The sequence below is a fragment of the Sphingobium sp. ba1 genome (genome assembly GCF_000743655.1).
Lineage (GTDB): Bacteria > Pseudomonadota > Alphaproteobacteria > Sphingomonadales > Sphingomonadaceae > Sphingobium.
In genome coordinates, this window is record NZ_JPPQ01000069.1 from 2,380,827 (window position 1) to 2,393,406 (window position 12,580).

Genomic DNA, 12,580 nt, shown 5'->3' on the forward strand with positions numbered 1-12,580 from the left:
TGGCCTATCTGCTGCTGCTCGCCGGAGGCCTCGCCATTTTCGCGCTCGCCATGCGCTGGGACATGAGCGATCGGACACGCACCACGCGCCGCGCCGATGTCGCCTTCTGGCTGCACCTGACCGCCGCACCGATGATCGCCCATTCGCTGTTCAATCTGCTCGGCGTGTTCCGGGGCGACGACATCAGCATCGGCAAGGCGGTCGTCGTGATTTTGCTCTACATTGCCTTCGGCCTGGTCGGCCTCGCGATCGACCGGCGCGCGCTTCTCGTGTCGAGCCTCGCTTATGTCCTCTTCGCCCTCTACGCCCTGTTCAAGCAGGCGGGCGCGGTTGAACTATCAGCCGCCTTCACCGCGCTGGTAATCGGTTCGTCGCTCCTGCTGCTCTCGGCACTCTGGCACAATGCCCGCATTCTTGTGGTGGGCACTTTACCGCCGTCTCTGACCAACCGCCTCCCCTACGCTTGATCCACCCCCTCCCGCCAGCGGGAGGGGCAGCGAGACTTACCGAGCCGAAGGCGAGGTTAGTCGCAGCGGGGTGGGCCAACGCCCACCTTACCCCTCGACGACCCGCATCAATTTCCGCTCCACCGGCGCCAGCACATTCTGCAGATCCTGCCCGCGCTTGAGTATTTGACCACCCTCCCCCACCAGCACCCACATGCCCTGCCGATGGCGCAATGCCGGGCGCTTTTCGATCCGATATTCGGGGCGCTCGGCGGCGCGGCGAAAGGCGCTGAAGATCGCGGCCTCGCGCCCCATGTCCATCGCATAGTCGCGCCAATGCCCGGCGGCGACCATCCGGCCGTAGAGGTCCATGATCCGCTGCAACTCCAGCCGTTCGAACCCCACCTGGCGTTCGGTCGGCCCCGTCCCTGGATGGGGAAACGGCGTCACATTGCTCATCAGGCCCGGTCACGCTCCTGAAACAGGCTGGCGTCATCGGGCAGCGACGGCCGCTGCTTTTCGACCATCAATTCGGCCAGCCGCTTCTGCAACTGCTCGACCTCGCACTGCAGCAGTTCCAGCTTCTGCTTTTCGGGATCGAAACAATCGGAGCAAGGCGTGCCATAGGGCATGAAATCGCGCTGATAGGCCGTGACATCGACCAGCATCGCCCGCGCCGGAATGCCGACCATGGTCGCGCCTTCGGCGACATCCTTGGTCACCACGGCATTGGCACCCACGCGCGCGCGCGCGCCGACCGTCACTGGCCCCAATACCTGCGCGCCCGACCCGATGATCACGCCGTCGCACAAGGTCGGGTGCCGCTTGCCCGCAATCCCGTTCGCCGGGTCGGTCCCGCCCAACGTCACATTCTGGTAGAGCGTCACATCGTCGCCAATCTCCGCCGTCTCGCCGATCACGGTAAAGCCATGGTCGATGAAGAAGCGCTTGCCGATCTTCGCGCCGGGATGAATGTCGTTCCCGGTCAGGAAACGCGACAGATGGTTGACCAGGCGCGCCATGAAATAGAGCCGCGCCCGATAAAGCCGATGCGCAATGCGATGATAGCCGAGCGACCAAACGCCCGGATAGAGCAGGATTTCCGCGCGGGAGCGGGGCGCGGGATCGCGGCTTTTCACCGAATCCAGATAGGAAATGAGATTGCGCAACATGAACGCGCCCCTGCCTGACAAAAACTGAACCTGTCGGCCGATATAGAGAAGCGGGACCATTATTTCCAGTGACGCCGCAAAGAGCCGGTATCCGCCCGCAAACGCAACCTTGCTTTACAAGGAACGATATGCCTATCATCTAAGTAGACAAAAGTGCCAAAGGGAAACGGATGATCGACGCCTTCATCGCCAATTTCGGCGACATATTGCCCTTCATCCTGATCGGCTTCGGCGCGCAGATGATCGATGGCGCGCTCGGCATGGCCTATGGCGTGATCTCCAGCACGCTGCTGCTGGCGCTTGGCGTACCACCCAGCCGCGCTTCGGCCAGCGTCCATGCCGCCGAAACCTTCACCACCGGCGTCTCGGCGATCAGCCATATCCTGCACAAGAATGTCGACTGGCGATTGTTCGCTCGCCTCATCATCCCCGGCGTCATCGGCGGCGTCGCAGGTGCCTATCTCCTCTCCAATATCGACGGGGCGGTCATCAAGCCGTTCGTCCAGGTCTATCTGGCGTCCATCGGCGTCTACCTCATCTGGCGCGGCTTCCATCTGCCGCCCAAGGCGCGCGATCCCAAATGGGTGGCCCCGCTCGGTCTGGTCGGCGGCTTCATGGATGCGACGGGCGGCGGCGGCTGGGGGCCGGTTGTCACCTCCAATTTGCTGCTGCAGGGGGCCAGCCCGCGCCACACGATCGGCACGGTGAACAGCGTCGAATTCATCCTCACCCTCTCGATCAGCATCACCTTCCTGTTCCATCTCGGCTGGGAAACCTTCACCACCTATACGGTCGGATTGCTGATCGGCGGCGTGGTCGCGGCCCCCTTCGGCGCGATCCTTGCCCGCCGCGTGGCCCCCCGCGTCCTGTTCACGGCGGTCGGCATCATCCTGACGCTAACGTCGCTGTTCGGCGTCGCCAAATGGCTTGGATTTATCGGCTAAGGAACTTATATTCGACTTTCTGATCGAGGAAGCCGATAAATGTCCAGTTACCTGCCCACCCTCAAACAGCTGCAATATCTTGTCGCGCTCAAGGAACAGGGCCATTTCGGCAAGGCCGCCGAAAGCTGCTACGTCACCCAATCCACCCTGTCGGCCGGCATCCGCGAACTGGAATCGCTGGTCGGCGTGACGTTGGTCGAACGCACCCGCCGCGTCGTCCGCTTCACGGCACTTGGCGACCGCATCGTCGCCAAAGCCCATCGCGTGTTGCGCGAGGCCGAAGAACTCGCCGCCATCGCCGAAGCATCCGGCAAGCCGCTGACCGGCGAATTGCGCATGAGCGTGATCCCGACCATCGCCCCCTTCCTGCTGCCACGCATGCTCCCCCGCCTGCGCGCCGACCGGCCCGAACTCAAACTCTATCTGCGCGAAGAAACGACCCAGGCAGGCGTCGAATCGCTGCGCCATGGCAATGTCGATTGCGTGCTGATGGCCTTGCCCTTTCCGATCGGCGAACTGGACAGCGAAATCCTGTTTCAGGACCGGCTCTTCGTCGCCTTCCCCCATGACGAACCGGTCGACCTGCCCGAATGGATCGGCCCGAACATGATCGATGAAAGCAAATTATTGCTGCTGGAGGATGGCCATTGCCTCAAGGATCATGCGCTCGCCGCCTGCAACCGCCCCGAATTGCGCGCCAGCGCGACGATGATGGGCACGTCGCTGCACACCCTCATCCAGATGGTCGATAATGGCCTTGGCGTCACCATGATCCCCGAAATGGCCATCGCAGCGGGCATATTGGAACATACGCGCATCGCCGCTCGCCCGCTCAAATCCGAACGCGCCTGGCGCGACATCGCCCTCGTCTGGCGCAAGAACAGCCCGCGCGAGAAGGAATTTCACCTGCTCTCCGAAATCCTGCGCGATGCCGCCGCGCTTAACTGCCGCCTGCCCGAAGCCGCCTAGCTCTAGCTGTCCCAGCCCTGCGCTTTGACCGCATCCTCGTCGCGCGCCGCCACCCACTGAGTCGCGCCGCCCCCAAAATGCTCCTTCTTCCAGAAGGGCGCATCCGACTTCATCCAGTCGATCAGGAAGGCGCAGCTTTCCAGCGCCGCCGTGCGATGGCGCGCCGCCGTACCGACGAACACGATCCGCGCACCCGGCTCCAGCCGCCCGAAGCGATGGATGACGCTCACGCCCAGCAAGGGCCAGCGCCCCATAGCCTCATCGACGATCCGCCCGACCTGCGCCTGCGTCATCGCCGGATATTGTTCCAATTCCAGCGCGACCAGCCCGTCGCCGCCGCGCACCACGCCGGTAAAGCTCGCTACCCCGCCGCCGCCCAAGGCTTCGAGCGCCGCCAGCTCACCGCCGACATCGAAATCCTCCGCCTGGATCGCGACCCGCTTCATCCGCCGGTCACGGGCGGAAACAGCGCCATTTCCTTCGCCTCGCCGATCAAACTGTCCATCGCCACGAACCGCTGATCGACCGCCGCGCGCAACCGTGCGGTATCGCCCAGCGCCTCGGCATAGCCGCCCCCCCGCGCCGCGAGCATCGCCACCAGATCGGCAACAGTCATGCCTGGATCAGGCCGCTCGACCTGCTCCTCATCACGACCGATGGCCTCGCGCACCCAGGCGAAATAGACGATCGACAGCATCGCCATCGCCTCAGTCCATATGCCGGATGCCGACGCGCAGATAATCCCAGCCCGTGATCAATGTCAGGATGGCGGCGACCCACAGGGTCACGATGCCCACGGTCTGCACGAACAGCAAATGCGGCACCGCCCCCGCCAGGATCAAAGCGCCCAATGCCACGATCTGGCACGTCGTCTTCCACTTGGCCAATCGCGACACCGGCATCGACACCTGCAACCCGGCCAGAAATTCGCGCAGGCCCGACACCGCAATCTCACGCAACAGGATGACCATGGCCGCGATGATGTGCGGCCCGGCAATATCGCGCGTCGCCGCCAGCATCAAAATGACCGCGCCGACCATGATCTTGTCGGCGATGGGATCAAGGAAGACGCCCAGTTTCGACACCGTCCCCTGCGCCCGCGCCAGATAGCCGTCGAAATAATCGGTCACGCCCATCAGGCAGTAAAGACCGAAGGCCAGCGCATAGCCGGTGGTCCAGCGCGCGCCCATCTCCGCAGGCCAAAGCAGCGCGACGAGCAACGGCACCGTGACGATACGCGAAAGCGTGAGCAGATTAGGCAGCGTCAGCATAGCCGCCGCCTGCCACAGTCGGGCGCGGCGCACAAGCCAGACAGCATATCGACCTCCATACAAGGGGCATTGGACAGGGACGCCGCCAACGGCTAGACCCCGCCCCGGTCGCTAACGGGAAAGAAGACGCCCCTATCCATGCAAGCCTCTCTCAGGCTCTTGAACAAGCGCCGATTCCTGCCGCTGTTCGTCACCCAGCTGCTCGGCGCGTTCAACGACAATCTGTTCAAGAACGCGATGGTGCTGTTCGTCGTGTACCAGGTCTATAATGACGAGCGTTCCGAAACCTGGTTCAGCGCGCTGGCGACCGGCCTGTTCATCCTGCCCTTCTTCCTGCTGTCCGCCCTGTCGGGGCAACTCGCCGATCAGCGCGACAAGGCGCTCATCATCCGCTGGGTAAAGGCGGCCGAAATCCTGATCATGCTGGTCGGCGCGGTCGGCCTCGGCCTCATCTGGAGCGGCATCGGCGTGCATACCATCGCCATCCCGCTGCTGCTCGCCGCGCTGTTCGCCATGGGCATCCACTCGACCTTCTTCGGCCCGATCAAATATGCGATCCTGCCCCAGCATCTCCATGATGAAGAAGTGCTGGGCGGCACCGGCCTGGTCGAGGCAGGCACCTATATCGCGATTCTGGCCGGCACGATCCTGGCGGGAATCATCCCGATCGAGGCGGCGGCGGTGTGCATCATCATCACCGCGCTGGTCGGCTATGTCGCCGGGCGTCAGGTGCCACCGGCCCCGTCGCTCCTTTCCGCACAGCCGATCGACTATCATATCATCCGCTCGTCGGTCGCGCTGGTGCGCGGGACGATGCATATCCGGCGGCTGTTTCTGGCGATCATGTCGATCAGCCTGTTCTGGGCGGTCGGATCGATCCTGTTCATCCAGTTTCCCCCCTTGGTCAAAAATGTCCTGACCGCCGAAAAGGCCGTCGCCAGCCTGTTCCTCGCCATCTTCTCGATCGGCATCGCCATCGGCTCGGTGGCGATCAACCGGCTGCTGCGTGGTCATGTGTCGGCCAAATATGCCCCTGCCTCGGTGATCGGCATGGGCTTGTGCATCGTCGCCTTCCATTTCGTCTGCGCCGTCTGGCCGCCTGCGCCCGAAGGGCAGATGCTCTCGCTGCAGGGGTTCATCGCCCACCCGCTCGCCATACCGCTCTCGCTCTGCCTGCTGGGCGTCTCGACCTTCGGCGGCATGTTCGTCGTGCCGCTCTATGCCTTCCTGACCACCACGGTCGAAAAATGCGAAGCCGCCCGCACCGTGGCGGCGAACAATATCGTCAATTCAGGGGCAATGGTGGTGGGATCGCTCTGCGCGATCGGCCTCAGCATCGCTGGCATGTCGGTGGTGATGCAATTGCTGCTGGTCGCGTTCCTCACCCTGCCCTGTGCGGCGATGGCGTGGAAACTGCACAAGGCCTGCGACGGCCCGCTGTGCCATTGAACCAGGCAGCACCCCGGCACCGACCGGGGTCCAGCGCCGCCCCGGCTTTCAGCGCTTCAGGAAATGAAGCTGTAGAAAGCGGTGAAGAAGGCGCAGAAGCTCAGTCCAAACAGCTTCCAGTCGCTATCGTCGTCCACCGTGCGCGCTTTGCTCTTGGGCATCTTATCCATGACGCGCAGCACATGGGCGGGGAGGCTCTGGCGAAAGGGGTGCCGGGCCGATTCTGTGGTGAGGACGAGGGTTCGGTTTCTCATGATGTTGGGTTAACGCATTATTTACCATTTGTGCCATCGCTTATGACGGCCAATTTGCGCCTGTCCCGCTGCGGGACAGGCTTGACTGTATCATCTGAATAACACAGCATGGCCGCACCGATGACCGAGTCCGCCCCCGCCGAACCGCCAGCGCCGCCCCGCGAATTCGGTGCCGGGCCGCCCAGCGCCTTTGCTCCGCCCACGCCATGGCGGCGACGGTTGCAGATCGTGGGCTGGATCATGGCGGCGGGCCTCGCCTTGCTGATGATCGCCATCGCCTGGCTCGCGATCACCGCGCCGCTGTCGCAATCGCTCAAGCCCATCGCCCCGCCCAGCCTCAGCCTGATGTCGGCGGATGGCCATCTCATCGCCCGGCGCGGCGCGGTGATCGATACGCCGGTGACGATGGCGGACCTCCCCGCCCATGTGCCCCAGGCGTTCATGGCGATCGAGGATCGCCGCTTCGCCAGCCATTGGGGCATCGACCCGCGCGGCATCGCGCGCGCGGCCTGGCATAATCTCTGGTCGGACGGCTCGTCGCAGGGCGGCAGCACGATCACCCAGCAGCTCGCCAAGGGCGTGTTCCTGTCGAGCGACCGCACCATGGGGCGCAAGGCGCGCGAAGCGATGATCGCGCTCTGGCTGGAGGCCTGGTTGACCAAGGACCAGATCATGGAACGCTATCTGTCGAACGTCTATTTCGGCGATAATGTCTATGGCCTGCGCGCCGCCGCCCGCCATTATTTCAATCGCTCGCCCGACCGCCTCACCATCCCGCAGGCCGCGATGCTGGCAGGGTTGCTCAAAGCCCCCTCGCGCCTCGCGCCCACCAGCAACCTCAAGGGCGCGCGCACCCGCGCCGCGCTGGTGACGCAGGCGATGGTCGATGCGGGCTATCTGACCCAGGCAGAGCGCAACGCCCTGCCGCCTGCCCGCCTCAACGTCCATGATGTGCCCGACGCCACCACCGGCACCTATTTCGCCGACTGGGTGCTGCCCCAGGCGCGCGACCGGGCGGGCGCGGTCTATGGTGAGCAGAAGATCGAAACGACGCTCGACTGGCGCATCCAGCGCCTCGCCGAAGCTGCCGTCCGCCGTGCGCCTTTGGGCGGCGCACAGGCCGCGCTCGTCGCAATGAAGCCCGACGGCAGCGTCGTCGCCATGGTCGGCGGCAAGAATTACGGCAAGAGCAGCTTCAATCGCGCGGTGCAAGCGAAGCGCCAGCCCGGATCGACCTTCAAGCTGTTCGTCTATCTCGCCGCCTTCCGCGCGGGCATGACACCCGAAGACATGATCGACGACACGCCGATCACCACCGGCAGCTATCGTCCGGCCAATCATGGCGGCAAATATCGCGGCCGCATCAGCCTGCGTCAGGCCTTCGCCGCGTCAAGCAATGTCGCCGCCATCCGCCTCACGCAAAAGGTCGGCGTCGATGCCGTAATCAAGGTCGCGCGCGACCTGGGCATCACCGCGCCCTTGACCGGGGATTTGAGCCTCGCGCTCGGCACGTCGGAAATCCCGCTGATCGAACTGGCCGAAGCCTATGCGGCGGTCGCGGCCGGGGCCTATCCCGTCCTCGCCCATGGCCTGCCGCCCGAAGAACGGGGCTGGTTCGAACGGCTGATGGAGCGCCAGCGCTCCTTCGATGACGACGAACTGGCGATGATCCGCGACCTGCTTTCTTCCGCCGCCAATCGCGGCACGGGCAGCGCGGCCGCCCTGCGCACCAGCACCTTCGGCAAGACCGGCACGACGCAGGACAGCCGCGACGCCATTTTCGTGGGCTATGCGGGCGGCCTGGTCACCGCCGTCTGGGTCGGCAATGACGATAACAAGCCGCTACCCGGCGGCGCAGCAGGCGGCGGCATGCCCGCGCGCATCTGGCGCAACTTCATGAGCGGCGCGATCAACGAACCGGTCGCGGATGCGCCCGAAGAAACCCAGGACGCTGACCTCGTCAACGCCATCGCCAACATCACGGTGGAAACCGGCATCGGCAATGTCGGCGTGGGCGTCGATGAGGACGGGATGACTGTCAACATCGGCGGCAGTCAGATCCGCCTGCCTATCGACGAACCTGCCCCCGGCGTGCCCGACACCCTTCCGCCGCCGACCGTCCCCACAAGGCCGGACAGCGAAGCGGACAATGTCCCATGATGACCTGAACTAGCGCCGTCCCGCCAGATAGTCGTTCAACACCTCATGGAAATAGCGAACCCGCGTTTCCTGCGCGCTGAGGTAAGCGTCGCCATAGCCGCGCGAATGCATTCCCCGCTGCATGCCTTCGGCCAGCATCATGTCCTGATAGACGATCTGCCCCTCAATCTCCGGCACGCCCCGGCCATTGTCGAAATCACGCCAAAGCATGTCCGCTTCGCTGAACGGTTGTGGCCCCGCCATGATCGATTCCACCTCCGTCTGCCCCGCCACCGGAAAGGCCATGCACCATAGATCGAAGGTGCATTTCCCCGGATCATCGGCATGGGGTTCGGTGCGGAAGAACAGGATATTGTCGGGCAGGAAGGAAATGGTGACATTGGGGAAGATCACCGTATGCGGACTGTCCGTGATCTGCTCATCGTCCATATGTTCATAATGGAGATAGGCCCGCTCGCGCCATAGCCGGCGCTTGGCGGCCTTGAGGTCCAGCCACCCCTGCATCGCCTTGGTCTCATAGTCCGGGTAGCTGTCCGGGTCGATGTCCCACTGGCGCAAGATATGGTCGAACGGATGCGGCACGCCGTCGGGCAGCCGGTCGCTGAGCGATGGCCGCATCGGCTGGACAGTGCGTCCATGGCCTGCTGGATACATTTCATGCCGGGCGGTATCGACATCCTGGTCGATCCATGGCGGCACCTGCGGATGAGCAGTGCGAGTATGATAGCTTTCGGAAAAATTGTCGGTCGCGAACTTCCAATTGGTGTTGAGGTTGATCTTCATCCAGAACACCCGGACACCCGTGTCCATCGGGTAATTTTTGTAAAGCTCCGGTATCGGCGCAAGATAGTCGAGCAGGTCGGGCGCGGCATCATCCATCGTGTACCAGACGAACCCGCCCCAGATAGCGCAGCGCAGTTCCTTGAGCTTCAACTTGCCGCAGGGGTTGCCTTGCGGAAAATCATTCGGATCCTGGGCATATTGGAGCACGCCGTCCTTGCCCCATTTCCAGCCATGATAGGGACAGGTGAAGGCCTCGGCAAAAGCGCTGCCATCAGTCAGGCGCATACCGCGATGCCCGCAGGCATTGTAAAAGGCCTTGATGCTCCCGTCGTCCTGCCGGATGCAGATGACGCTTTCATGCCGGAAGTCATGGACGACATAGTCGCCCGGCTCCTCCAACTCCGCCGTCCGCCCAGCGACATGCCAGATCCGGGTCCACAGATGGTCCCATTCCTGCTGCATGAATTCGCGACTGGTATAGCGGCCGCCGCTGATCGGATCACCGCGCAGCGCGGCGGGATCGCGACCGTCCATGGTCAGCGGATGAATGGCGGGCTGTTCCATGCTGCTCTCTCCTGCTGGCGTTCTTGAACATAAGGGATAGGCGTCATGGCCTGCCCCGTCGCCTTGCACTTCTGTCAGGCGGCACGGGCTGGCACTTGTCGCAGGTGGGGCGGGACGATGTTAGACCGCATAAGAGCGCGCTATAATCGATGGGAGATGGTCACATGGATGGCGTCGAGACATTGCTGGCGATCGAGGCGATCAAACAGCTCAAGGCCCGCTATTTCCGTTTGATGGACAATAAGGACTGGGCGGGGCTACGCGACGTCTTCTGCGACGACGCCCTGTTCGACGCACGCGCATCGCTCAGCATCGACGGCAAGGGCGACGAAGGCCGGGCGGCGGAAAGCAATGATTGGGTCTATGAAGGCGGCGACACCATCATCGCCTTCATCCAGGCCGCGATCGGCACGCAACGCACGGTCCATCATGGCCATTGTCACGAAATCGAGGTCATCGGCCCTGATGATGCGCGCGGCGTGATCGCGATGGAGGACCAGATTTGGGATGCCAGCGGGACCAGCATGACCCTGCACGGGTGCGGCCATTATCATGAAGACTATAAGCGGGTGGATGGCCGCTGGCGCATCCACCGCTCGCGCATTTCACGACTGCAGGTGACGATCGGAGGCTGAGCCTTTAGCCGATCATCATCAGGCTGGCATTGCCCCCAGCCGCGGTCGTGTTGATCGAGGTGGAGACTTCCTCCAGCAACCAGTCGAGGCAATAGCCGCCTGCTGTTTCGGCATGGACCGGCACGATCCGGCCGGGCAGATCAGCAGCGGCCTGGACCGCAGCGGCGACGCGCTCGGCGTCTCCCTCGACCAATATCGCGGCAATGGGCGCATTGGCCTCTGCCGTGAAATGCGAGGCCACCTCCGGCGGCAGGCTTGGCGGGACCGTCATGCCCTGCACCGTGGCGCTGTTGCCGGTGGCGAGGATCGCGGCCATCTGACGGAACAGTCCGGCGCGGGTGGCAGGGCGCAGCAGCATGGCCCCACGCGGATGGAGGGTGTAGAGATTGCGCTCGCCGACCGGCCCCGGCAGCGTCATTTCGACGCCCAGCGCCGACGCATCGCCTGCCCGGCGCGCCTCGCTTGCGGCCTCGCCATAGCCCTGCGCATCGAGCCAGTCGGCAAAGCCATGGAGCGGCGTTTGCAGGCGGCTGACCCGCGTTGCCAGCATCGGCGGCGTGGTGACCAGCCGCCCCAGATAGAGCGGCCCGCCTGCCTTTGGCCCGGTGCCCGACAGGCCACAGCCGCCAAAGGGCTGAACCCCCACGATCGCGCCGATGACGTTGCGGTTGATATAGATATTGCCGACCTTCACCCGGCGCGTGACCCGCGCGATCGTCTCATCCAGCCGGGTGTGCAAGCCGAAGGTCAGGCCATAGCCGGTGGCGTTGATCGCATCGACCAGCGCGTCCAATCCGTCGCGACGAAAGCGCAGGACATGGAGGACCGGACCGAAGACTTCGCGATCCAGGTCGGCCAGGCTGTCGATCTCGATGATGGTCGGCGCGACGAAGGTGCCGTGCGCGGTTTCGGGCGGTAGCGGGCGTTGATCCACCGTCCGTCCCATCGCCCGCATGGCGTCGATATGGGCGTTGATGCCCGACTGGGCTTCGGCCGTGATGACCGGGCCAATATCGACCTTGAGCGCATCAGTGCGACCGAGGCTGAGTTCGGCGAGCGCGCCCTTGAGCATCGTCAATGTGCGATCGGCGACATCCTCCTGCAGGCACAGGACGCGCAGCGCCGAGCAGCGCTGGCCCGCGCTGTCGAAGGCCGAGGCGATGACGTCGGCGACGACCTGTTCGGCGAGCGCCGATGAATCCACGATCATGGCATTTTGCCCGCCGGTTTCGGCGATCAGCGGGATCGGTCGCCCCTGCGGCGACAGGCGGGTGGCAAGCTGGCGCTGGATCAGGCGCGCGACCTCGGTCGATCCGGTGAACATCACGGCCCCGGTCTGCGGCGCGGCGACGAGCGCGGCCCCGATCGCCCCATCGCCCGGCAAAAGCTGGAGCGCGTCGGTCGGCACGCCCGCAGCATGGAGCAGGCGAACGGCCTCGGCGGCGATGAGCGGGGTTTCCTCGGCGGGTTTTGCCAGCACGGCATTGCCCGCGACCAGCGCGGCGGCGACTTGGCCGGTAAAGATCGCCAGCGGGAAGTTCCAGGGGCTGATGCAGGTGACTACGCCGAGCGCCTGCTGCTCCGGGCCGAAGGTGGTGCGGGCCTGCTGCGCATAATAGCGTAGAAAGTCGATCGCCTCGCGTACTTCGGCGATAGCGTTGGGGATGGATTTGCCCGCTTCGCGGACGATGAGGCCGAGCAGGATCGACATGCGCACCTGCATCGCGTCGGCGGCGCGATCAAGCGCGGCGGCACGATCGGCGACCGGCGTGTTGCGCCATAGCGATGCGGCCGCCCGGATCGCTGCGGCGCGGGCATCGTCCACCGTTGCTTCGACCACGGTGCCGACGATATCGCGATGATCGGCCGGGTTGCGGACGGGCTGCCCCTCGCCCGCCCCGCCTTCCGGTGCGGCGGTCCAGTCCAGCGTCGC

At 64.4% G+C, this 12,580-nt stretch carries 13 protein-coding genes and 1 pseudogene; 6 read left to right on the top strand and 8 right to left on the bottom strand.

All coding sequences use genetic code 11. The annotated features are described in order from the left end of the window. Positions 1-467: pseudogene (locus tag IL54_RS14660) on the top strand (hypothetical protein); the annotation flags it as partial. 87 nt (positions 468-554) lie between these two features. On the opposite strand, the gene IL54_RS14665 reads toward IL54_RS14660, so the two are convergent. Both IL54_RS14665 and epsC read right to left on the bottom strand, forming a co-directional pair. Then, complete coding sequence (locus IL54_RS14665; RefSeq protein WP_037476604.1) at positions 555-905, bottom strand: DUF2794 domain-containing protein; 351 nt, start codon at positions 903-905, stop codon at positions 555-557. Then, positions 905-1,618, bottom strand: a complete 714-nt coding sequence (epsC, locus tag IL54_RS14670) for a serine O-acetyltransferase EpsC (protein ID WP_037478766.1) — start codon at positions 1,616-1,618, stop codon at positions 905-907. The genes IL54_RS14665 and epsC overlap by 1 nt, the downstream gene beginning before the upstream one ends. Positions 1,619-1,788: 170 nt before the next feature. Here epsC and IL54_RS14675 point away from each other — a divergent pair, with 170 nt between their 5' ends. Then, complete coding sequence (locus IL54_RS14675) at positions 1,789-2,562, top strand: sulfite exporter TauE/SafE family protein (RefSeq protein WP_037476605.1); 774 nt, start codon at positions 1,789-1,791, stop codon at positions 2,560-2,562. Between the two features lie 39 nt (positions 2,563-2,601). Further along, on the top strand, positions 2,602-3,531 hold the full coding sequence (locus IL54_RS14680) for a hydrogen peroxide-inducible genes activator (RefSeq protein WP_037476606.1): 930 nt from the start codon (positions 2,602-2,604) through the stop codon (positions 3,529-3,531). A gap of 2 nt (positions 3,532-3,533) precedes the next feature. Here IL54_RS14680 and IL54_RS14685 read toward each other — a convergent pair whose 3' ends face one another. The 3 genes from IL54_RS14685 to pgsA are packed head-to-tail and all read right to left on the bottom strand — an operon-like array spanning position 3,534 to position 4,802. Beyond that, entirely contained in the window at positions 3,534-3,977 is a 444-nt protein-coding gene (locus IL54_RS14685) for a molybdenum cofactor biosynthesis protein MoaE (RefSeq protein ID WP_037476607.1), read from the bottom strand. Next, positions 3,974-4,228: a molybdopterin converting factor subunit 1 gene (gene moaD / locus IL54_RS14690; protein WP_037478769.1), complete on the bottom strand. Its 255-nt coding sequence runs from the start codon at positions 4,226-4,228 to the stop codon at positions 3,974-3,976. The genes IL54_RS14685 and moaD overlap by 4 nt, the downstream gene beginning before the upstream one ends. A gap of 10 nt (positions 4,229-4,238) precedes the next feature. Continuing rightward, the gene (gene pgsA / locus IL54_RS14695) at positions 4,239-4,802 is read right to left on the bottom strand and encodes a CDP-diacylglycerol--glycerol-3-phosphate 3-phosphatidyltransferase (protein ID WP_037476608.1); all 564 of its coding nucleotides are present in this window, start codon (positions 4,800-4,802) and stop codon (positions 4,239-4,241) included. Positions 4,803-4,940: 138 nt separating this feature from the next. Here pgsA and IL54_RS14700 point away from each other — a divergent pair, with 138 nt between their 5' ends. Beyond that, positions 4,941-6,251, top strand: a complete 1,311-nt coding sequence (locus IL54_RS14700; protein WP_037476609.1) for an MFS transporter — start codon at positions 4,941-4,943, stop codon at positions 6,249-6,251. 56 nt (positions 6,252-6,307) lie between these two features. Here IL54_RS14700 and IL54_RS14705 read toward each other — a convergent pair whose 3' ends face one another. Continuing rightward, entirely contained in the window at positions 6,308-6,505 is a 198-nt protein-coding gene (locus IL54_RS14705; RefSeq protein ID WP_037476610.1) for a hypothetical protein, read from the bottom strand. 108 nt (positions 6,506-6,613) lie between these two features. Between IL54_RS14705 and IL54_RS14710 the strand changes: the two genes are divergently transcribed. Next, positions 6,614-8,665 carry a transglycosylase domain-containing protein gene (locus IL54_RS14710; protein WP_037476611.1) on the top strand — a complete coding sequence of 684 codons (2,052 nt, stop codon included), beginning with the start codon at positions 6,614-6,616 and terminating at the stop codon, positions 8,663-8,665. Between the two features lie 9 nt (positions 8,666-8,674). On the opposite strand, the gene IL54_RS14715 is transcribed toward IL54_RS14710, so the two are convergent. Further along, complete coding sequence (locus tag IL54_RS14715; protein ID WP_037476612.1) at positions 8,675-10,012, bottom strand: aromatic ring-hydroxylating oxygenase subunit alpha; 1,338 nt, start codon at positions 10,010-10,012, stop codon at positions 8,675-8,677. 164 nt (positions 10,013-10,176) lie between these two features. Here IL54_RS14715 and IL54_RS14720 point away from each other — a divergent pair, with 164 nt between their 5' ends. Further along, positions 10,177-10,647: a nuclear transport factor 2 family protein gene (locus tag IL54_RS14720; RefSeq protein WP_037476613.1), complete on the top strand. Its 471-nt coding sequence runs from the start codon at positions 10,177-10,179 to the stop codon at positions 10,645-10,647. A 4-nt stretch (positions 10,648-10,651) separates the two neighbouring features. Here IL54_RS14720 and IL54_RS14725 read toward each other — a convergent pair. Next, the coding region (locus tag IL54_RS14725; protein WP_037478771.1) for an L-glutamate gamma-semialdehyde dehydrogenase at positions 10,652-12,580 on the bottom strand (1,929 nt) is incomplete at its 5' end.

Coding starts and splice junctions, on each gene's coding strand:
- IL54_RS14665 (WP_037476604.1), bottom strand. CDS start 905: ATGAGCAATGTGACGCCGTTTCCCCATCCAGGGACGGGGCCGACCGAA.
- epsC (WP_037478766.1), bottom strand. CDS start 1,618: ATGTTGCGCAATCTCATTTCCTATCTGGATTCGGTGAAAAGCCGCGAT.
- IL54_RS14675 (WP_037476605.1), top strand. CDS start 1,789: ATGATCGACGCCTTCATCGCCAATTTCGGCGACATATTGCCCTTCATC.
- IL54_RS14680 (WP_037476606.1), top strand. CDS start 2,602: ATGTCCAGTTACCTGCCCACCCTCAAACAGCTGCAATATCTTGTCGCG.
- IL54_RS14685 (WP_037476607.1), bottom strand. CDS start 3,977: ATGAAGCGGGTCGCGATCCAGGCGGAGGATTTCGATGTCGGCGGTGAG.
- moaD (WP_037478769.1), bottom strand. CDS start 4,228: ATGCTGTCGATCGTCTATTTCGCCTGGGTGCGCGAGGCCATCGGTCGT.
- pgsA (WP_037476608.1), bottom strand. CDS start 4,802: ATGCTGACGCTGCCTAATCTGCTCACGCTTTCGCGTATCGTCACGGTG.
- IL54_RS14700 (WP_037476609.1), top strand. CDS start 4,941: ATGCAAGCCTCTCTCAGGCTCTTGAACAAGCGCCGATTCCTGCCGCTG.
- IL54_RS14705 (WP_037476610.1), bottom strand. CDS start 6,505: ATGAGAAACCGAACCCTCGTCCTCACCACAGAATCGGCCCGGCACCCC.
- IL54_RS14710 (WP_037476611.1), top strand. CDS start 6,614: ATGGCCGCACCGATGACCGAGTCCGCCCCCGCCGAACCGCCAGCGCCG.
- IL54_RS14715 (WP_037476612.1), bottom strand. CDS start 10,012: ATGGAACAGCCCGCCATTCATCCGCTGACCATGGACGGTCGCGATCCC.
- IL54_RS14720 (WP_037476613.1), top strand. CDS start 10,177: ATGGATGGCGTCGAGACATTGCTGGCGATCGAGGCGATCAAACAGCTC.